Source organism: Bacteroidota bacterium, from assembly GCA_016721765.1.
In the GTDB taxonomy this organism is placed as follows: domain Bacteria; phylum Bacteroidota; class Bacteroidia; order UBA4408; family UBA4408; genus UBA4408.
In genome coordinates this window covers 99,044-117,961 of record JADKHO010000002.1, presented here as the reverse complement: position 1 = coordinate 117,961, position 18,918 = coordinate 99,044, and the positions used below count along the sequence as shown (strand labels likewise).

Genomic DNA, 18,918 nt, shown 5'->3' with positions numbered 1-18,918 from the left:
TTCTGAAATGAAAAATTTAGTACTAACCCTAATTTAATTTAAAATGAAAAAAATATTTATTCTTTCGTTCATGACTGTTGCCATTTCATTAAAAGCACAAATTTTAAATGGAAATTTTGAAAACAATTCAATGGCAGATTTATCGAATTGGGAATGGACTTGCGGGTCTATTTCTACTCCGGATGCGCCACCAAACGGAGGTGCTTGGTGTATTGAAGTGATGGGTGGTAATTTACAAGCCTGCTTTCCCGGATATGCATTTCAACGGATCACTTCCATTAATCCCTTAAAGTCGTACACCCTTTCCTGCTGGGCAAAAGCTACTACTAATTTTCCTATAGGTTTATATTTCGGAACCATCAATAATGGTCAAATCACTTTACAATTGGGCAGTACCACTACATCGAATACATGGACGGAATTATCCGTACAATCAAACTTTGCGCTTGCTTCGGGCGATACTGCAATTGTAATTTTACATGGAGGTTTGGTTACAGGCCCCCTCCTAGTTACAGGACTTTTTGATTTAATTCGTATGGAGGATGTTACCGGAATTCAAAGCATCTCCGAGCAGGCACAACTTACTGTTATTCCGCAGCCATTCTCCTCGCAAGCCCTCTTGCAGTTCGGTAAAACATTGTTGAATGCCAAGATTATTATGTATGATTATTTAGGGCAAGCGATAAAACAAATTAGTAGCGTTTCAGGAAATTCGTACACGCTTACTCGCGGAAATTTAGCACAGGGAGTATATTTTATAGAAGTGCGCGAAAATGAAAAATTGATTGTAAAGAAGAAGTTGCTAATAGCTGACAACTATTAAGCAAATCAATAAAATCAGGGCATTTATATTCTATAAATAAATCGAAATTTTCGGAGTTTATTTTTTCCCGGGATTTAAGATCAATCGTAATGAGCTATCCTTTGTAAAATAAGCGATAGCCCAATTGATAAAAATGATGAGTTTATTGCGCACACTTAGAATCAGCATTAGATGCAAAAACATCCAGGTTAACCAAGCAAAATATCCCTTAAAATGGATAAAGGGTAAATCCACTACTGCTTTGTTTCTTCCTACTGTAGCCATCGATCCTAAATCCTTGTATTCGAATTCTTGCTCAGTTTTACCGGACGATAAACGATTCAAATTTTTTGCGAGGTTCTTGGCTTGGTGGATGGCAACATTGGCAACTTGAGGATGGCCTTTGGGATATTTGGGTGTTTCCATATAAGCGATATCTCCAAGAGCAAAAATAGCTTCACAGTCACTAATTTTATTAATTCGATTTACTTTCAAGCGCTTTCCCGGGCCATAGCAAGTGTCAGGGATTCCTTGTAAAGTATTGGAAATTACACCTGCTGCCCATATTACAGTTTTTGTTTGGATGGAATTACCATTTTTAAATGTGAGCAACTTACCGTCATACTTCTCAACTATCGTTTCCTTAAGAAAAGTAACTCCCATTTCATTCAAATAATGCAAGGAGGCGCTTTTTGCAGTGTCACTCATGTTATTTAAGCTGTGTGCACTCCCTTCCACCAATACGATATTAAATTTCGAAAAATCAATTCCCGGGTAATCTTTCGGAAGAATGTGTTTTTTGATTTCGGCGAATGCTCCTGCAAGCTCCACTCCTGTTGGACCAGCGCCAACAATCACTAAGTTCATTAAGCCTTGCTTTTCTTCTTCATTACTTGAAATGATTGCTTCGAATGTTTTGAGTATGTGGTTTCGAATGGCAATGGCTTCGGAAGTTGATTTTAAGGTAAACGCATTTTCTTCAATCTCTTTATTCCCAAAAAAATTGGTTTTGCAGCCCATGGCAAGCACTAAATAATCATATTCAAAATCACCAATACTGGTTTCGATTTTTTTGGAAGCAGGCATAACCTGAAGTACTTCTGCCAGTCGAATTTGAAGGTTTTTCTTATCCTTAAAAATATTGCGCAATGGAAAAGATATACTGGAAGGCTCAAGCTGCGAGGTGGCTACTTGATAAAATAAGGGTTGAAACTGATGGTGATTGATTTTATCTATCAGCAAAATGTCAAAAAGACTTTTATCCAAATTGCGCACCAGTTGAATGCCGGCAAATCCACCACCTACTATGATTATCTTCTTTTTTATCGTTTCCATGGTTCGTCTTGAAGTCAAATAAATTAAAATATTCTTCTTCGAAGCTACTCAGATTTTTCCAATTCGAATTAACAATTGATTCGTTGCAAATTGTATTAGGAATTATTTGTTAAAACAATAAGTCTTTAATTTCTTTTTTTAGACATGATTTTAATCAGTTCGGTGCAATTAATAGTGCATTATCTTGTAAAACATTTTATGTTTGAGGATGTTGAACTGAGTACCAACTAAAATATGTAAAAACTAGCTGAGAACGGAATTTATGTAATCACGAAATGCATGTGAAATAACTGTTATGAGAAAAGCAACACTGAATCCAACTGCGCTTACACACGAAAGCTCGCTTAAAACACTGGTTGAAAACAGAACCATTTACAACCTCGAAAATTGTGAATTAAATCTATTCGAAACCTACCAAAAATCTGAGCGTGTTCCTTTGCAATTTAATGACCTCGTGGTAACCAGCATGTTGAAAGGTAAAAAAGTAATGCATCTTTTCGATAAGGAAGGATTTGAATACTTGCCTGGCGAATCTGTTATCATTCCTTCCAACACCGGTATGAAAATAGATTTTCCAGAAGCAACGCTTGACAATCCCACTCAGTGCCTTGCACTTGCAATCGATAATAAAAAAATAAACGATACTTTAAGTTTCCTAAATGAAAAATATCCAAAAGAAGGTGACAACAATTTTTGGCAATTGGATGAGTCGAATTTCTTTTTTCAAAACGATGAAGAAATGGCGCATGTGATCAATAAAATTATAGGTATTTGCCAAAGCACTTCCATCTTTAAAGATACCTTGGCCGATTTGTCGCTTCAGGAATTATTAGTAAAAATTGTTCAATCTCAAACATTGAAGGGGATTCAAGATGAAAAGGATACAAGCAAGAGCACACAATTAATGCAGACAATAACCTTGATTCGTGCGAATATTTCCAACAAAATGGATTTGAAATTAATTGCGAAACAAATCGGATTGAGCACCTCATCGCTCTATCGTATGTTTAAAAACGAATTGGGAATTAGCCCGATAGAATTTATAATGTTGGAGAAAATTAAAGTTGCCAAACAGTATTTAAAAAACAAAGATATCTACATCAAAAATGTTTCTTACGAGGCAGGATTTGAGGACAGCAATTATTTTATCCGCATTTTTAAACACTACGAAGGAATTACTCCCAAGCAATACCAGCAATTGTTGCAGCATAATTGAATGGCTATTCCTCCAAAAATGTTAGGGGTTCCAAATTGGCTAGTTCATCCGGTGTAAACATCCTCGATTGTGTAATAAAGCGCAAGCCCATTGGTATCTCTAACGAAAAACTGGATCCTCTCCCGGGTAAAACATGTATGCTTAGGCAGGTGTATTTCCAATATTCGAATTGATCTTTACTCATCCAAAATTCGCAATCATCAACCGTTCCAAGGCATACATCGCTGTTGCCAATAATAAAATCACCTTTTTCAAAACACATGGGCTGGGAACCATCACAGCAACCGCCACTTTGATGAAACATCAATTGGCCAAATTTTAGTTTGAGATTCCGAATTACTTCAATGGCTTCAGGTGTAGCCGTTACACGTGCAATCATACTGGAGGTATAAAAACAAACCGAACGAATTTTCTTCGAATCGGTTTGTTTATTGTTTATGTGCTTAAAAGAAACCTAGTTTCTTCTTGTCATAAGAGATCAACATATTTTTTGTTTGACGGTAATGGCCCAACATCATCAAGTGATTTTCTCTTCCGAAACCTGATTTTTTATATCCGCCGAAAGGCGCATGAGCCGGATAAGCATGGTAACAATTTACCCATACACGACCTGCTTGAATAGCACGTGGTACCTGATACAATTCATGTGCATCTCTGGTCCATACTCCTGCTCCTAATCCATACAAAGTATCGTTAGCAATGGCAATGGCTTCCTCTGTTGTTTTAAAAGTAGTAACGCAAACCACCGGTCCAAAAATTTCTTCTTGAAAGATGCGCATTTTATTATTCCCTTTAAATAAGGTAGGTTGGATGTAATAGCCACCTGCTAACTCTCCTTCCATTTTTTGAACTGCGCCACCGCAAAGCAATTCAGCTCCTTCTTCCTTTCCTAATTTTAAATAGGATTGAATTTTTTCATACTGATCGTTTGAAGCTTGTGCACCCATCATCGTTGTCATTTCTAATGGATTCCCCATTTTAATAGCTTTGGTGCGTTCAATCACCTTGCTCATAAACTTCTCGTAAATGGATTCATGCACTAAAATGCGCGATGGACAAGTACACACCTCTCCTTGATTCACTGCGAAAAGTACTGCGCCTTCTATGGCTTTATCAAAAAAATCATCATCCGCATCCGCAACCGATGGAAAGAAAATATTCGGAGATTTTCCACCTAACTCCATGGTTACAGGAATTAAATTCTCAGATGCATATTGCATAATTAATCTTCCTGTTGTTGTTTCACCTGTAAAGGAAACCTTTGATATACGCGGCGATTGAGCCAATGGCTTGCCTGCTTCCGGACCAAATCCTGTTATAATATTTACAACACCTGCCGGAATTACATCTTGCAATAATTCCATCAAACACATAATGGAGGTAGGTGTTTGCTCTGCCGGTTTCATCACCACACAACATCCTGCAGCCAATGCGGGCGCTAGTTTCCAAACAGCCATCAGTAAAGGAAAATTCCAAGGTATAATTTGTCCAACTACACCTAAGGGTTCATGCATCACAATGCTCACAGTGTTTGAATCATGCTCTGATATAGTTCCCTCCTCGGCTCTAATTACACCTGCAAAATAGCGGAAATGATCAATGCACAAAGGCAAATCCACATGCACCGATTCGCGCAGGGGTTTTCCATTATCAATCGTTTCAATTACAGCGAGCGTCTGTAAATTGGCTTCCATCACATCTGCTATTTTATTTAAAATACTCGATCGAAAGGCAGCTGAAGTTTTGCTCCAGGTTGCGAATGCAATATGGGCTGCATCCAAAGCTAACTCCACATCTTCCTTACCCGATCGTGCAGCTTTTGTAAAGACTTTGCCGTCGATAGGACTGATGTTTTCGAAATACTCCTTTTTAACCGGAGCTACAAATTTTCCGCCTATGAAATTATCATAAAACGGTTTAAATGAAGGTTTTTGATTTGACATTTGAATGGGTTTTAATTTGTGAATTGCAATACTATTTTTTTACTGCATTTAACAATAGCACGAATCATTCAAATGATAGCATTCAGAATAATATCTCAAAACTGGCCAAACATAAATTATACAAACTGCAAGCTGCATATTCACGGTCAGGCTTCATTACTAGTGTTCAAATAGCTTAGGTTCTAATTTGAAAAGAATCTTAACTTAGTTTAGTTTTTAGATTTGCTTTCAACATTACAAAATATAAAATCATGAAAAAAAATTTCTTCTTCACTACTGCGCTCATCTGTTCGTTTTTCATTGGGTTTTCGGTCAATAAACTCATCAACACTTCCCCCGAAGCAATGCCCAAGCGGGTAACCGGAATTGGCGGCGTATTTTTTAAAAGCAAAAATCCTGCTTTGATGCGCGAATGGTATAAAACACATCTTGGCTTAAATACCAATAAATATGGAACCACATTTGAATGGTATCAAGGTGCAGATTCAACTAAAAAGGGCTATACCCAATGGAGCCTCTTTTCAGAAAAGACCAGCTACTTTGAACCCTGCAAAAAAGATTTCATGATTAATTACCGTGTCGAAAACATGCTTTCATTGGTTGAAAATTTGAAGAAAGAAGGCGTTACCATTACCGATACCATTGAGTCTTTTAACTACGGTAAGTTTGTTCACATCCTAGATATGGAAGGAAATAAAATTGAACTGTGGGAGCCTAATGATATTGAATATGGCAAATTTGAAGGCGGTACAACAAAATAAAATATATGATTTATATCAGCCTGATTTAACGTTCGAATAGTAACCTTTGATAAAAAGAAATTATGAATCAAACACATGTTCATTTACTAATTACCCACTTACCTATTTTTGGTTCGTTTTTAGGAGCCCTTGTCCTATTGCATGGATTATATTCCAAGAGCAACTCCACGATTACGGCCGCTTACAATGTTTTTATTTTAGCTGCAATTGGTGCCGGTATAGCCTACTTTACAGGCGAAGCTGCTGAAGAATCTGTTGAACATCTTCAAGGAATATCAAAGCGTTTAATTCATGAACATGAAGAATCAGCGCTTGTTTCTTTAATAGGATTAATTGTGCTGGGAGTTGCGGCACTCATAGGCTTGTTTTTAAACATAAGTAAAGCTCCTTTGAGCGGTGCTTTTTCAAAAGTTGTGCTTGTTATTGCATTACTAAGTTTTGTGCTCATTGCCCGAACCGGTTATATGGGTGGCCAAATTCGTCATAGTGAAGTAAGCGGCAATACAATTGAAGCTGCACCATTACAAGATGCGCAAGAGGAACATGAGGATTAATTTTTGCCATGCTTCTGCCAAGCAACTTATTTCACAGCACTAATTACAATGGAGTGATTGCAATCATTTCTTAGTATGATGCAAGTCAGAAAACAAAACAAATGTGTCATCTATTTTCGTATAAAAATCTATTAAAATGAATCATCAACAGTTATATGAAGAGTTAGGTAAATTGCTTTACGCCATTAGCAATGCAGATGGTGAAATTCACGACAAGGAAATTTCTTCCGTGCACAGTATAGTAATGAAAGATTTTGTCCCTTACGAAGAGCAAACCGACAAAGCCGGAATCAACGATGCATTTTATACTGAATTTGAAGTAGAAGCGCTTACTGAAGAAGATGCAGATGTTGAAAATGCTTTTGCATCCTTTATCGATTTTTTGAAAAAAAATGCAAAAGAAGTTAATCCAACTTTGAAATTATCGGTTATGGCTGCGGCTCAGCATGTGGCTGAATCCTACAAGGGAATAAACCGTGTTGAAAAATATTACCTCACTAAATTAAAGCAGGAATTGGATAGTATTTGATTTTATAGCAATCGCTGGAATACAATTATCTTCTTACCAATTTCCCTGTCCATACCTGAGCAGGAGTTTCAATGTATAGGAAGTAAAATCCGCAAGAAATTGCGGCTAAATTAAGTTTGGTATTTTCTTCTTCTGCAAAACTTTCTAGCGTGAGTTCACCCAATGAATTAAAAATACGGATGATTGATTTCTTTGGTGAGCGAATCGTTAACTCAGCTTCAGTGGGATTGGGATATACTTCAATTTCATTAAATGTCAGGGGTTTATAAAGCGATGTTATCTTAATACTGTTTGAAGTATCTGAATAACAGCCATCTTTTACCACCTGTACCGAGTAATTGCCTGTTTTATTTACACTATAACTCGCACCAATTGCTGCATTGATAGGAATTCCGTTCAACATCCATACATTTCCTGTCGCGAAATTTGAAAACAATGTATTTTCATAAAGATGAATCACAGGTGTCTGAATGGCTGGCTGAACATGAAGTTGCACCTGAGTGGACAATGCTTGTGCAGCAGCATCAATAATGCTTACAGTATAATTCGCGCTCACCGAAGGTGCAAGCGAAATTACCGGCCCTGAATTGCCATTGCTCCAAGTGTAGCTAATTGGCTCGGTTCCACCAAGTACATGCACAAAAGCCTGCACACTATCCCCAGCACAAATTGGACTTTTATTGTAGGTTATTGCCTCTACATAGGGAAACAAATTCATTTCTAAAATGGCACGTTTCCATACTCCGCCACCATTTTCAATATGTCCTCCAGAACCCAAATATACATTGGTTTGATTATTAGTAATCGCTGTAATGTTATAATTCATCAATCCTAAATTTTCCTTCCTCCAGGTTTGGCCCTCGTCCCGAGAAATTGATAATCCATGTTCAGCAATACCAGCCAAAACATTCGGTCCCATAGTATGAATACTCAATATTCGGGCATTACTTATACCAATATTTAAGGGAAACCAGCTTGCCCCGAAATCAACAGATTTATATAGCCCAAAATTTCTCGTACCAGCATATAAATTATTTTCAAATCGAGCGAGAGATAAAATGCTAGTATCCGGTAAACCGATGGAAACAGATTTCCAGTTTTTTCCATAATCCGAAGACAGTAACATACCGCTAGAATTTGAAGCCGCAAATAAGAGGGAATCTATAAACTCTAATGCATTTATATTTTTCAGAGCAGGAGCTGTTGTATCTTGCTTCCAATATATTCCTGAGTTGCTTGAACTATAAAATCCATTCCCTTTGCTGGCTGCAAATACAAGTGTATCCTTCATAGCAAAAGCACTAACCGCATCTGATCCCGATGGCATGGAATATCTATATTCCCAATTAGCACCAAAATCCCGAGATAAATAAATGGCTCCATTATCCGCTGCAATCACAAGTGAATCATTGGCAATGAGACAATTCATATTACGAAGAAAATAATTCCAGTGTAACCCATTGTCTGTAGAGTTATGAACCAAGTAACCGGTTGCTGCAACCATTTTATCTTTATTGCAAACAAGTGATTTAATAGTCAAGTTATAGGTGTGTAAACCCGTATTTTGAATCCCACCCAAATTACTAAAACCATCGCTGCTTCCCACAAATACAGTTGAACCATTAGTGGCAATGCAACTTAAGTTCATAAAACCGCCACTGCCACAAAATGTCCAACTCCCTCCATTGTTATTCGAAACATAAATGCCATTCCAGTACGAAATTATATAAACAGCAGTTCCAACAAATACCATACTACCTAAGTATTGAGGAAGGCCGTTCATTGCCGATGTCCAGGTAGTCCCATTGTCTTGAGAAATAGATAAAAATCCACCGGAGCTTCCCTCTCCTGCAAAAAGGCGATTGCCATCTGCTCCTAAAACACTTATCGTTTTATTGTTGAAACCAAGGTAACTCCAGTTTGCGCCCTTATCATAGGATACATAAAGTCCATCCCAAGTACCGGCATACAAATTTATTCCATTATTTGCCATGCAATTAACATCCAAGTTCTGTAATCCGTTACTCAAGTTCCAGGAATTCCCCTTGTCAATTGTATAGTACACATCCGTTTCAGAGGTCGCGTTGTTCCGCACAGATGCTACAATGTTTGTTCCGATAGCCTGCAAAACATTCACACTACAATTTGCCGGTAATCCATTGTTTATTGCGCTGTAAGATGTGCCCCAATTATTCGAAAGAAACATTCCATTATACTTCCCGATAAATAAGGTTGAATCCAGAAATATAAGTGTGTTAATGCCGAAATTTCCTCCTGAAGCGTACATCCAACTGGCACCATTATTATTTGACAAATAAACTTGTTGCCCTATTAAAGCTGCAATTGTATTATTGCTAACCGCAATTTTAGAAACCTCCATGGAAATGAACTGAGAGGAAAGATAAGGTCCGGGAACCGACTTCCATTGCGCCTGCAAGCAATTTACATAAAATGATAAGCTAAAAAATAGAGCTAAAAACCCATTCTTCAATAAAGACCTTTCCAAATGAATACCATTGTTTTAGTCCGCAATAGCGGAAGGTTATTTTTCCAAACGTATAATCTTAAATCCAGTCTCTCCCAGTATTTTTAATAGATACATTCCATGCGGCAGATGCTACAACGATAAGCGGTATTCACCATCATCTGCTACTTCTTTAACTTCAAAAACTTTTTGCCCTTGCGTATCCATTACTTCTATAGCGATAATAACGTTATGCTCATACCTGATGGTAAAAATACCACTTTCTGATGGATTTTGGTAAACATTTACCTGGCTCCTATTCCCATCCTCTGTTTGCGTTACCATGACTCTGGCAACTGTATTCAATTTCCACTGATAGCTCAAATCTGCTCCTGTATTGATTGATAAAGAAATGCTTCCTCCTGCACAAACACTTGTTGCCGTTGAACTAATACTTGCTGTCGGTAAAGGATTCACTGTAATGCTTGCAGATGGACTAGTTGCTAAACAACCATTTCCATCAGTACTACTGTTGGTATAATTGGTACTTGCCCCTGTGTAAGGATTTGCAGCACTCCAACTACCACCCGCTGGTGTTCCACTTAACGCAATTGCTGTACCACTGCAGCCGCTAACATTTGAAAAATAGTGGTCGGACCACTAGCAGTCCGATCACTAATTAGCCGTTATGAATTTTTATTTGCGTAGTCAAATAACTTCATATATATTTGTAGCCAAATAACTTCATAATGAATTTAAGAAGAGATGTTTTTCAAGCAATAGCCGATCCTACGAGAAGATCGATTTTATTGCTATTAGCTGCTCAATCTATGACAGCCGGGGCAATCGCAGCCAATTTCGAAACGGCTCGTCCTACTATTTCCAAGCACATTCAAATACTTACGGAATGCGAACTTCTGCGGCAGGAACAATCCGGCCGCGAAATTTATTATCATTTTAATCCCGCCAAAATGAAGGAAGTTGCTGAATGGCTCACACCCTTTGCCAAATTGTGGGACGACAGGTTTAATAAATTAGAAAACCTGATGAAAAAATATAAATCAAAAAAATAAGCATGGAACTTAAAACTAAAATAAGGGCTAAGGAAGGTAAACAGGAATTATTTATTACGCGCGAATTTGATTTGCCTCTGCCCCTACTCTTTAAAGCCTACACCGAAGCTGAATTATTAGAGCAATGGATGGGCACCAAAGTGTTGCAACTCGAAAATAAAAAATTTGGCTGCTATCGATTTGAAACCACGGATCCTATGGGAAATAAACATGGTTTCAACGGCGTTATTCATGCGTTTTTACCAGAACAAAAAATCATCCGCACCTTTGAAATGGAAAATGCTAACATGGGTCCGCAACTAGAGTTTTTGGAATTTGAATCTAGCCCCAACGACCGCAGCATGCTCACCATGCACTTGGTATTTAAATCGATTGCTATCCGAGATCAACTGCTTAAACTGCCTTTTGCACAAGGTATTAATATGGCACATAATCGACTTCAAGAATTCGCAAATCAAAAAAAAGATTAGCATGGACAAAAAAGCTAACCTAATTTATTGGATTACAACTTGCTGGTCGGCATTAGGAATGCTATCTACCGGAATAGTTCAAGTTTTAAATCTTCCTGAAGAGGTACAAAAAATGGCACTACTAGGATTTCCCGCTTATTTTATCAGGTTGATTGGAATCTGGAAAATTGCCGGTGTGATTGTTATCTTGCTTCCGAAATTGGTCTTGATAAAGGAATGGGCCTATGCAGGATTTTTTTTCACCATGACTGGAGCTTTAGTTGCGCACTTTGTAAATGGAGATGCAGCAAAAGAATTTTTTGGTCCAAGCTTATTACTTGTATTGACAATGCTCTCCTGGTATTTTCGCCCGGCAGATAGAAAAATTAAACACTAAATTAAAAACCCAAATTACATGAATCCAAAAGTTGATTTTTACTTTAATAAAGACGGAAAGTGGCAAGAAGAGATAAAAAAAATGCGCACAATTGCTTTGGATTGTCAACTCACCGAAGAATTAAAATGGGGCGTTCCCTCCTATTCCCATAAGCATGGTAATATTGTTTTAATACATGTCTTTAAAGAGTATTGCGCCTATTTGTTTTTTAAAGGTGTTTTACTTAAGGACAGCAAGAAAATATTAATTCAGCAAACGCCCCAGGTACAGTCTGCGCGCCAGCTTCGTTTCTCCTCTTTAGCAGAAATTGTGAAGCTTGAAAAAACAATAAAAGCCTATATTTTTGAAGCCATTGAAGTTGAAAAAGCTGGTTTAAAAGTGCCTTTTAAGAAAACGGAAGATTTCCCAATGCCTGAAGAATTTGAACTGGAGTTAAAACGAAATCCAAACTTAAAAAAAGCATTCAAAGCTTTAACTCCCGGGCGTCAGCGTGGCTACCTGCTTTATTTTGCAGCAGCCAAACAAATCAAAACAAAAATTGCACGAATTGAAAAATACATTCCAATAATTCTTTCCGGGAAAGGATTGGATGATTGATGCCTTTGAAAAATTGAAATTAATTTTGCTAATTTTAAATTCATTAGCAATCATTAAACTGTCTTACTGTTTACTCCAACCTAAACTATGAGCAAATTAAGCCACAAAGAGAACCAATTCCTACCAGCACAAATTGAATCTTTCTTGAGTGTTTTAAGCACACGCTTTAATAAAAATCCCAATCGTCACAAAGGAATAGATTGGAAAGCAGTTGAAAAAAAACTGCGTGCTGCCCCCGAAAAATTAGGATCGCTAAGTGAAATGGAAAGGACCGGTGGTGAGCCGGATGTAATTGCTGACGTAAAAGATACCGGTGTTTTTCATTTTTATGATTGCTCTCCTGAAAGTCCAAGTGGGCGCAGAAGTTTTTGCTACGACCGCAAAGCCTTGGAAGAAAGAAAGGAACATAAACCCAAAAATAATGTTATCGATTGCGCGGATGAAATGGGTGTGGAACTTTTAAACGAAGAACAGTACCGCCATCTTCAACAATTTGGGAAATTTGATACCAAAACTTCCAGTTGGCTTAAAACGCCCGATGCTATCCGAAAACTGGATGGTGCACTCTTTGGCGATTATCGTTACGGCACTGTTTTCGTTTACCACAACGGCGTTCAGTCTTATTATGCAGCTCGTGGGTTTCGCGCCAGACTTGTTGTGTAAACTAATTCATAGAACCTAACGAGCATAGAATTTCAAAACTTCGGTCTACTTTTAAGATTTATTTTAATTCAAAACCGCTTGTATTAGTGTTTTTTTTGATGCGCAAAGTGGCTTTTCGAACCTACTTACATTAGCTGACTACATCTTATATGAATGAAATAATGTTAATCACAAAAATTAATTTTCATTGCGTTATTCTTCACTAGCTTTTAAATAGCAGTAAAAAGGGGAATCAAATAAATTGATCCATATACCTCTACTGCTTTAAAACAAATGAATAAATTAGCGAAAATTTTATTCCTATTCACTTAACATAAATTACGATGTCGCTAAAATTCAAAATTCAGCAAATTACCCTTATGATTAGTATACTCACCACTTTTAGTGCTTTTTCGCAATCATCTGATAAAACTGCTCGTTCTATTTATCAGGTTGGTTTAAACGTTCCGGTTGACTATGCAAAAGTAACTCCGCAAGCTATTGAAGCCTATGCGCAACAAACGATGCAAGAAGTAAATTCATTACTCAACACCATTAAGGAGCAAAAGACTCCCGGTTTTTCTAATGTGTTTGAGGCTATGGATGAAATTTATAACCGCATCAATACAACCAGCAACAATTGTTTCATGATGTATTGGGTATCGAGTGATTCGGTGATTCGTGCCAACGGTTTAGCCGGATATCAATTGCTGGATTCCCTCTCTACTGCCATGCTTTCGGACAAAGGTATTTACACCAAAATGCTGGCATTCAAATCGGCTGAAGCTTATAAACAACTTAGCGGAAGTAAGAAAAGTTTAGTGGATGAAATGATTCTCAATTTTGAACAATCGGGTGTAAACTTAGCTGCCGATAAATTAACCCAGTATAAAAATTTGAGTAAAGAAATTAGTGAACTCTCGACCGATTATTCCAACAACATGAATACCTCCAAAGATATTTTAGCACTGGATGAAAAGGGAATGGAAGGGCTTCCTGAGGAGTTTAAAAAGAGCTATAAAGTTGCAGAGGGCAAATACGAAATTCCAATTATTAATTCTACCAGCGAAACGGTTTTGGGTAATGCCTCAAGTGAAGAAACGCGTAAAGCCTACTACTTTAAATTTTATAACCGAGCTGCAGATAAAAATTTGGCCATATTAGATAAGCTGGTAAGAAAGCGGGATGAATTGGCTAAAATAATGGGATACCCATCTTATGCTGCTTACACTCTTGTGCCTAAAATGGCAAAGGACCCTAAAACAGTTTGGGGATTTATTAATGATTTGATTGCGCGCTCAGGCGAAAAAGCTAAAGCAGATATTGTTCAATTGCAAAATGAGAAAAAGGCAGAACTTAATAATAATGGAGCTGTAAGCTTAGAAGCTTGGGATATCTCCTATTTTAAAAATCAAATTTTAAAGAAACAATATCAAGTAAACTACGAAGAACTGCGAGCTTACTTACCAATGGACCAATGTTTGAAGGGTATGTTTGAAATTTATCAAAAGCTCTTGGGACTTGAATTTCGAAAAGTAAATAAGCCATCGGTGTGGAATGAAGAAGTGGAAATGTATGAAGTATATGAAGGCGATAAACTAAAAGGTCGTTTTTATCTTGATTTATTCCCACGTCCCAATAAGGAAACATGGTTTTATGGCGTAAACATCGTTTCCGGAAAAGCTACTTCAAAAGGTTACGAAATTCCAGTATCCATGCTTCTTGGAAATTTTTCGCGACCTACCGAAACGCTTCCTTCACTGCTTAGCTTTAAAGAATTAAATACCTTATTTCATGAGTTTGGACACATTGTAAATATGATGTCTTACAACGGAGATTACACTGCACAAGCCAATTCCAAAGCCGATTTTACTGAAGCTATGTCGCAGTTATTTGAAAACTGGATTTGGAATTACGACATTCTAAGTTCTTTTGCAAAGCATTATAAGACGGGCGAAGTGTTTCCCAAAGCAACTTTTGAGAATATGTTGAAAGGAAAAAATGTGGCTTCCGGTATTGCTGCTATTCAATCTTTACAGCGTTGTTTATACGATATGAATTTGTATGATAAATACAATGCTGCGGCTCCTGTATCTACCGATCAGTTATGGAAAGACCTGGATAAACAATTGGGAATAATGAATTTTTATGTGGAGAATACGCATCCACAGGCCAGTTGGATTCATATAAACACACATCCGGTTTACTACTACGGCTATCTTTGGTCGCGCGTGTATGCACAAGATATGTTTACAGCATTTGAGAAAAACGGATTGCGCGACGCTAAAACAGGAATGAATTACCGCAAATTAATTCTTGCCAATGGCACTCAAAGAGATGTTGTAAAAGCGGTGGAAGAATTTTTAGGAAGACCTTCTGATAACAAAGCTTATATTAAAAGTTTGGGCTTGGATTAAAACCTAATCAATAAACGCTTGGATATGGAAGTTTATAAGGACGATATTTTAATTAAAGATGCATTAAATCTATTATTTAATCGTTTCAAAATCCCGCAAGACGCCTACTCAGCAAAATATTTTTCAATCAGTGTAGGGCGCTTTCCAATTTATTTACCCAATATTCCGTCACGTATTAAAGTGGCTAAGCTTCACGATATACACCATGTGCTAACAGGCTATCCTGCCAATTGGCGTGGTGAAGCCGAAATTGGTGCCTGGGAAATTGCAAGTGGTTGTCAAAACTATTTTGTGGCTTGGTTCCTAAATTTCGGAGCAGTTTTCGTGGGTTTATTTATGCATCCTGGTGCTGTATTAAAAGCATTTAAGCGCGGCCGAAATACCCAAACCAACTTGTATCATAATTTCGAATATGAGCCGCTTTTAACGATGACAGTTAAAGAGTTGAGAGCGAAAATTGGCTTAGCAGAAATTGAATCGCTTTAAGGAAGCGATTGTGAAAAGCCTGCATTTTCTTTTGGGCTATAGTCATTGATTTTGAAGAAGTAATTAAGCTTCTTTTTGAATAATTATTCGGAAAAATTTTGTACTTTCATGTGCTAATCCAAAAACAAAATATCAGATGAAAAAATCTTTACTTTTTATTTCTCTCATTCTGCTAACCGCAGTGAGCATGAATGCCCAACAAGTATATAAATCAGGTGGTTTAAGCGGGAGTACATTTTTATTCAGCCAACCATCGTACTGTGCTAAAAGTCAATGTATATTTCTACCATCAGATCTAACGAATGTGCATTCCGGAAACATTATAACCTTATATTACAAATACGGTAATGTTACAGCAGGGCAAACTTTATACAACTATTCCATTAAAATGGGACAAACAACTGCAACTGCATACACAGGCGGCAATACTTTTTTTACAGGGTTAACAACTGTTTTGAGTGAAGCAGCGTATTCAATTCCACAAGGAACATCAGGCAGTTGGTTTCCTATTAGTTTAACGACGCCCTTTGTATACGATTCAACTCAAACCTTAATTATACAATTTACTTTTGATTCGGTATTAGTTAATTCTTGGCTCACACTAGGAACCAACAATAACTTGGGTAGAAAAATTATTTCTCCGGATGTGAATGCAATAACAGGAAGTGCGTCAAGCGGTACTTGGCAGGACATGGGTTTTGATTTGGCTCCACTATCCGTTTCAACTCTTGCTGAAAGTCCAATTGAATTTTCATTTTTTCCAAATCCTTGTAAAGGGAAGCTAAACTTGGTTGTTCCTGAAAACAAATCAGTTGCTGATGCTTCATTTATTTTAATGAACTCAATGGGAGGTGAAGTTATGCGAATGAAAGTTCAAAGCGGAAAAACTGCTGCTTTCGATCTAACTCAATATGCACGCGGCATCTATTTTTTAAAAGAAATTTCTTCTATAAATACGCGTATTCAAAAAATTATTTTGGAATAATTTTAGGGCACGACAGGTTTTTCGGAAGGCTGCAAAATTTATTTCCTGCTTGCTAACCCCTCTAACCACGATGCCCTGCTTCGTGCGGTTTATAATTGATTGAGCTTTGCTTGGCATCATAACACATCCATTTTTAAAGGACTATTGTCATTAGTGCTAAGCAAGTTGATATTAATTCGTTAAATGACGAAAAAGTCCAATTTATCATCAGCCATGATTTTTATTATTTCTTCACAAAAATTAAAGGATTGCAGCAAACAGCGCAAACAAGAGTAGACTAATTTTCAGGCACATTAAAAATAAATCCAACCCCAAAAATATTTTCAATGCTTAAGCTCGGATCATCTTTGAGGTATTTGCGAATTTTTGTAATGAACACATCCAGACTCCTACCAAAAAAATAATCATTCACTCCCCATATTTCTTTTAGCAGATCTTCTCTCCTGATCACACGATTGCGATGATTGGATAGGTAGCGAAGGATGTTACTTTCCTTTTCAGTGATGCGTTTTTTTGTAGCATTAAGGCTTAGTGACTGATTCACAAAATCAAATTTATATGCTCCAATAAAAATTACTTCGCTTGCAACTTCAACTGTGTTCTCAGGAATCCTGCGCACAATTGCTTTAATTTTCCAGAGTAATTCCTCTTCGTCAAATGGCTTGGTGATATAATCATCTGCGCCAATTGTGTAGCCCTTCAGTTTATCTGCTTTTAATGATTTAGCCGTAATGAAAATAAGCGGTATGCTTTTGTCCTTTTCACGGATGCCTTTTGCAATAGCAAAGCCATCCATTTTTGGAAGCATTACATCCAATAAACACAAATCAAAAGTTCCGGCTGAAAAAGCTTTCAAGGCCTGCTCCCCATCTTTGCAAAGTTTTACTTCAAAACCTTCCCCTTCCAAGTAATCGAGTAATAGGATTCCCAAATTGAGATCATCTTCAGCAAGTAATATTTTCAATTTGTCTTTATACATAAGGCAATGTAATTGTAAATGTGGTGCCTGCGCCCTTCGCACTTTCAACTTCAATTTTGCCTTGGTGCAGCTCCAAAATATTTTTAATGTAGCTCAAGCCGAGCCCGAAACCTTTTACATCATGCACATCTCCTGTGGGTACACGGAAAAACTTCTCGAATATCTTATTGTGATATTCCTTTTCGATTCCAATTCCTTTGTCTGAAATAACTACCTGTAAATTGTGCCCCGCGTTAGTTGTGTTAAGCTGAATCTCGGGATTAGCTTTAGAATATTTTATTGCATTATCGATTAAATTGCTCAATGCGTTTGTGAGGTGGATTTCATCGCAAAGTACTCTGAATCGTTCAGCCTTCAATGCTAATTTCAAGGTTCCATTTTTATGCTCGACCTGTATGCCGATGTGTTTTATGGAGTCAGTAATAAGTTGGTGAAAATCAAGTTCTTTTTTTTGTAGGCGAATCTCCCCTCTTTCCAGGGCTGTCATGCTTAAGACCTGGTCGACCTGCAACTTTAATTTTTCGTTTTCTTCGAGAATAATCTCTGAATAGTGTTTTATTTTTTCTTCGCTATGGATGTTTGCATCCTTCACCATCATCTTCCCTGCCAGCGCAATATTGGTGAGCGGAGTTTTAAACTCGTGCGTCATATTATTTAAATAATCTGTTGTGTGTTCCGATATTTCCTTCTCCTTTTTAAGCGATAGAATGATGCGGTAAAATAGAAAGAGCACCACTAGAATGAGCAGGATTGAAACAATAAAAAGTGATTTCAACTCTGCCTTAATAAATCCCCTTTTTTCAGGAAGGACAAGCCTTAGCTCGAAACCGGTCTTCTTAGATAGCTCAACCAACCCTTTTTCGTAACAGGCTGGTTGACCCGGATATGGAATTACAGAGGAGAGTTCGTTGCTTGCTGCTTTTTGTGCAGTTGATTTTATGACTTCAAATGAATAGTCAACATGAAAGTTGTAAAAATTCATGTAGTACTTAAAGATGGAGTCAATTTTATGCTTTTCATTTTCACCAACTGATCTTTCGATTTGCCTGCAGGTTTGGGTGTCAGTTAACAGTGCTTCGGTGGTACGTGCTAAAACCATATTTGCTTTCTCACTAAATAATTTTTCTTTGATACTAGCTGTTTCAAAGATCCAGTTTAGCTGTATGATCAGCAAGCATAGCAATGCCAGAGAAGAAATGGCAATAAATAAATTGTTTCGGTTGGGCATCATTAGAGCGTTTCAAAATTAGCTAATTTTCAAGGAGAAAAAGGACTTTAACAAATCATTA

At 37.3% G+C, this 18,918-nt stretch carries 20 protein-coding genes; 13 read left to right on the top strand and 7 right to left on the bottom strand.

Going from position 1 to position 18,918, the window contains the following annotated elements:
* The first annotated feature begins 43 nt into the window (after positions 1 to 43).
* The gene (locus IPP32_08885) at positions 44 to 823 is read left to right on the top strand and encodes a T9SS type A sorting domain-containing protein (protein MBL0048191.1); all 780 of its coding nucleotides are present in this window, start codon (positions 44 to 46) and stop codon (positions 821 to 823) included.
* Positions 824 to 880: 57 nt separating this feature from the next.
* Here IPP32_08885 and IPP32_08880 read toward each other — a convergent pair whose 3' ends face one another.
* Positions 881 to 2,137, bottom strand: a complete 1,257-nt coding sequence (locus IPP32_08880; GenBank protein ID MBL0048190.1) for an NAD(P)/FAD-dependent oxidoreductase — start codon at positions 2,135 to 2,137, stop codon at positions 881 to 883.
* A 295-nt stretch (positions 2,138 to 2,432) separates the two neighbouring features.
* On the opposite strand from IPP32_08880, the gene IPP32_08875 reads away from it, so the two are divergent.
* Positions 2,433 to 3,353: an AraC family transcriptional regulator gene (locus IPP32_08875; GenBank protein ID MBL0048189.1), complete on the top strand. Its 921-nt coding sequence runs from the start codon at positions 2,433 to 2,435 to the stop codon at positions 3,351 to 3,353.
* Positions 3,354 to 3,357: 4 nt separating this feature from the next.
* Here IPP32_08875 and IPP32_08870 read toward each other — a convergent pair whose 3' ends face one another.
* Together IPP32_08870 and IPP32_08865 are read right to left on the bottom strand one after the other, a co-directional pair.
* A complete protein-coding gene (locus IPP32_08870) occupies positions 3,358 to 3,732 on the bottom strand; it encodes a DUF779 domain-containing protein (GenBank protein MBL0048188.1) in 375 nt (124 codons plus the stop codon).
* 64 nt (positions 3,733 to 3,796) lie between these two features.
* The gene (locus IPP32_08865; GenBank protein ID MBL0048187.1) at positions 3,797 to 5,296 is read right to left on the bottom strand and encodes an aldehyde dehydrogenase; all 1,500 of its coding nucleotides are present in this window, start codon (positions 5,294 to 5,296) and stop codon (positions 3,797 to 3,799) included.
* Positions 5,297 to 5,640: 344 nt separating this feature from the next.
* On the opposite strand from IPP32_08865, the gene IPP32_08860 reads away from it, so the two are divergent.
* The 3 genes from IPP32_08860 (at position 5,641) to IPP32_08850 (ending at position 7,140) form a co-directional block, all read left to right on the top strand.
* Positions 5,641 to 6,057 carry a VOC family protein gene (locus IPP32_08860; protein ID MBL0048186.1) on the top strand — a complete coding sequence of 139 codons (417 nt, stop codon included), beginning with the start codon at positions 5,641 to 5,643 and terminating at the stop codon, positions 6,055 to 6,057.
* 62 nt (positions 6,058 to 6,119) lie between these two features.
* Positions 6,120 to 6,611 (top strand): hypothetical protein, encoded by a 492-nt coding sequence (locus IPP32_08855; protein ID MBL0048185.1) that lies wholly within the window; start codon positions 6,120 to 6,122, stop codon positions 6,609 to 6,611.
* Between the two features lie 136 nt (positions 6,612 to 6,747).
* Positions 6,748 to 7,140 (top strand): hypothetical protein, encoded by a 393-nt coding sequence (locus IPP32_08850; GenBank protein ID MBL0048184.1) that lies wholly within the window; start codon positions 6,748 to 6,750, stop codon positions 7,138 to 7,140.
* Between the two features lie 25 nt (positions 7,141 to 7,165).
* Here the strand turns inward: IPP32_08850 and IPP32_08845 are convergent, their stop codons facing one another.
* Positions 7,166 to 9,520, bottom strand: coding sequence for a T9SS type A sorting domain-containing protein (locus IPP32_08845; GenBank protein MBL0048183.1), 2,355 nt, complete (start codon positions 9,518 to 9,520; stop codon positions 7,166 to 7,168).
* 237 nt (positions 9,521 to 9,757) lie between these two features.
* Positions 9,758 to 10,081 carry a T9SS type A sorting domain-containing protein gene (locus tag IPP32_08840; GenBank protein MBL0048182.1) on the bottom strand — a complete coding sequence of 108 codons (324 nt, stop codon included), beginning with the start codon at positions 10,079 to 10,081 and terminating at the stop codon, positions 9,758 to 9,760.
* A 272-nt stretch (positions 10,082 to 10,353) separates the two neighbouring features.
* Between IPP32_08840 and IPP32_08835 the strand changes: the two genes are divergently transcribed.
* The 8 genes from IPP32_08835 to IPP32_08800 all read left to right on the top strand — a co-directional run bounded on the left by IPP32_08835 (position 10,354) and on the right by IPP32_08800 (position 16,650).
* Positions 10,354 to 10,677, top strand: coding sequence for a winged helix-turn-helix transcriptional regulator (locus tag IPP32_08835; GenBank protein ID MBL0048181.1), 324 nt, complete (start codon positions 10,354 to 10,356; stop codon positions 10,675 to 10,677).
* Between the two features lie 2 nt (positions 10,678 to 10,679).
* Positions 10,680 to 11,147, top strand: coding sequence for an SRPBCC domain-containing protein (locus IPP32_08830; GenBank protein MBL0048180.1), 468 nt, complete (start codon positions 10,680 to 10,682; stop codon positions 11,145 to 11,147).
* A gap of 1 nt (position 11,148) precedes the next feature.
* Positions 11,149 to 11,523: a DoxX family protein gene (locus tag IPP32_08825; GenBank protein MBL0048179.1), complete on the top strand. Its 375-nt coding sequence runs from the start codon at positions 11,149 to 11,151 to the stop codon at positions 11,521 to 11,523.
* Between the two features lie 18 nt (positions 11,524 to 11,541).
* Complete coding sequence (locus IPP32_08820) at positions 11,542 to 12,120, top strand: YdeI/OmpD-associated family protein (protein MBL0048178.1); 579 nt, start codon at positions 11,542 to 11,544, stop codon at positions 12,118 to 12,120.
* Between the two features lie 87 nt (positions 12,121 to 12,207).
* Positions 12,208 to 12,783 carry a DUF4256 domain-containing protein gene (locus tag IPP32_08815; GenBank protein ID MBL0048177.1) on the top strand — a complete coding sequence of 192 codons (576 nt, stop codon included), beginning with the start codon at positions 12,208 to 12,210 and terminating at the stop codon, positions 12,781 to 12,783.
* 323 nt (positions 12,784 to 13,106) lie between these two features.
* Positions 13,107 to 15,179: a Zn-dependent oligopeptidase gene (locus tag IPP32_08810; GenBank protein ID MBL0048176.1), complete on the top strand. Its 2,073-nt coding sequence runs from the start codon at positions 13,107 to 13,109 to the stop codon at positions 15,177 to 15,179.
* Positions 15,180 to 15,203: 24 nt separating this feature from the next.
* The gene (locus tag IPP32_08805) at positions 15,204 to 15,665 is read left to right on the top strand and encodes a hypothetical protein (protein MBL0048175.1); all 462 of its coding nucleotides are present in this window, start codon (positions 15,204 to 15,206) and stop codon (positions 15,663 to 15,665) included.
* A 136-nt stretch (positions 15,666 to 15,801) separates the two neighbouring features.
* Entirely contained in the window at positions 15,802 to 16,650 is an 849-nt protein-coding gene (locus IPP32_08800; GenBank protein ID MBL0048174.1) for a T9SS type A sorting domain-containing protein, read from the top strand.
* Positions 16,651 to 16,927: 277 nt separating this feature from the next.
* On the opposite strand, the gene IPP32_08795 is transcribed toward IPP32_08800, so the two are convergent.
* Both IPP32_08795 and IPP32_08790 read right to left on the bottom strand, forming a co-directional pair.
* On the bottom strand, positions 16,928 to 17,629 hold the full coding sequence (locus tag IPP32_08795; GenBank protein ID MBL0048173.1) for a response regulator transcription factor: 702 nt from the start codon (positions 17,627 to 17,629) through the stop codon (positions 16,928 to 16,930).
* A complete protein-coding gene (locus IPP32_08790) occupies positions 17,622 to 18,860 on the bottom strand; it encodes a HAMP domain-containing histidine kinase (GenBank protein ID MBL0048172.1) in 1,239 nt (412 codons plus the stop codon). The genes IPP32_08795 and IPP32_08790 overlap by 8 nt, the downstream gene beginning before the upstream one ends.
* Positions 18,861 to 18,918 lie beyond the last annotated feature (58 nt).

Excerpts from the sequence above, each read along its gene's own strand:
- IPP32_08880 (MBL0048190.1), bottom strand. The coding sequence starts at position 2,137 with ATGGAAACGATAAAAAAGAAGATAATCATAGTAGGTGGTGGATTTGCC.
- IPP32_08820 (MBL0048178.1), top strand. The coding sequence starts at position 11,542 with ATGAATCCAAAAGTTGATTTTTACTTTAATAAAGACGGAAAGTGGCAA.
- IPP32_08825 (MBL0048179.1), top strand. The coding sequence starts at position 11,149 with ATGGACAAAAAAGCTAACCTAATTTATTGGATTACAACTTGCTGGTCG.
- IPP32_08885 (MBL0048191.1), top strand. The coding sequence starts at position 44 with ATGAAAAAAATATTTATTCTTTCGTTCATGACTGTTGCCATTTCATTA.
- IPP32_08830 (MBL0048180.1), top strand. The coding sequence starts at position 10,680 with ATGGAACTTAAAACTAAAATAAGGGCTAAGGAAGGTAAACAGGAATTA.
- IPP32_08870 (MBL0048188.1), bottom strand. The coding sequence starts at position 3,732 with ATGATTGCACGTGTAACGGCTACACCTGAAGCCATTGAAGTAATTCGG.
- IPP32_08855 (MBL0048185.1), top strand. The coding sequence starts at position 6,120 with ATGAATCAAACACATGTTCATTTACTAATTACCCACTTACCTATTTTT.
- IPP32_08815 (MBL0048177.1), top strand. The coding sequence starts at position 12,208 with ATGAGCAAATTAAGCCACAAAGAGAACCAATTCCTACCAGCACAAATT.
- IPP32_08810 (MBL0048176.1), top strand. The coding sequence starts at position 13,107 with ATGTCGCTAAAATTCAAAATTCAGCAAATTACCCTTATGATTAGTATA.
- IPP32_08800 (MBL0048174.1), top strand. The coding sequence starts at position 15,802 with ATGAAAAAATCTTTACTTTTTATTTCTCTCATTCTGCTAACCGCAGTG.
- IPP32_08790 (MBL0048172.1), bottom strand. The coding sequence starts at position 18,860 with ATGATGCCCAACCGAAACAATTTATTTATTGCCATTTCTTCTCTGGCA.
- IPP32_08835 (MBL0048181.1), top strand. The coding sequence starts at position 10,354 with ATGAATTTAAGAAGAGATGTTTTTCAAGCAATAGCCGATCCTACGAGA.
- IPP32_08865 (MBL0048187.1), bottom strand. The coding sequence starts at position 5,296 with ATGTCAAATCAAAAACCTTCATTTAAACCGTTTTATGATAATTTCATA.
- IPP32_08860 (MBL0048186.1), top strand. The coding sequence starts at position 5,641 with ATGCCCAAGCGGGTAACCGGAATTGGCGGCGTATTTTTTAAAAGCAAA.
- IPP32_08850 (MBL0048184.1), top strand. The coding sequence starts at position 6,748 with ATGAATCATCAACAGTTATATGAAGAGTTAGGTAAATTGCTTTACGCC.
- IPP32_08795 (MBL0048173.1), bottom strand. The coding sequence starts at position 17,629 with ATGTATAAAGACAAATTGAAAATATTACTTGCTGAAGATGATCTCAAT.
- IPP32_08805 (MBL0048175.1), top strand. The coding sequence starts at position 15,204 with ATGGAAGTTTATAAGGACGATATTTTAATTAAAGATGCATTAAATCTA.
- IPP32_08845 (MBL0048183.1), bottom strand. The coding sequence starts at position 9,520 with ATGGAGGTTTCTAAAATTGCGGTTAGCAATAATACAATTGCAGCTTTA.
- IPP32_08875 (MBL0048189.1), top strand. The coding sequence starts at position 2,433 with ATGAGAAAAGCAACACTGAATCCAACTGCGCTTACACACGAAAGCTCG.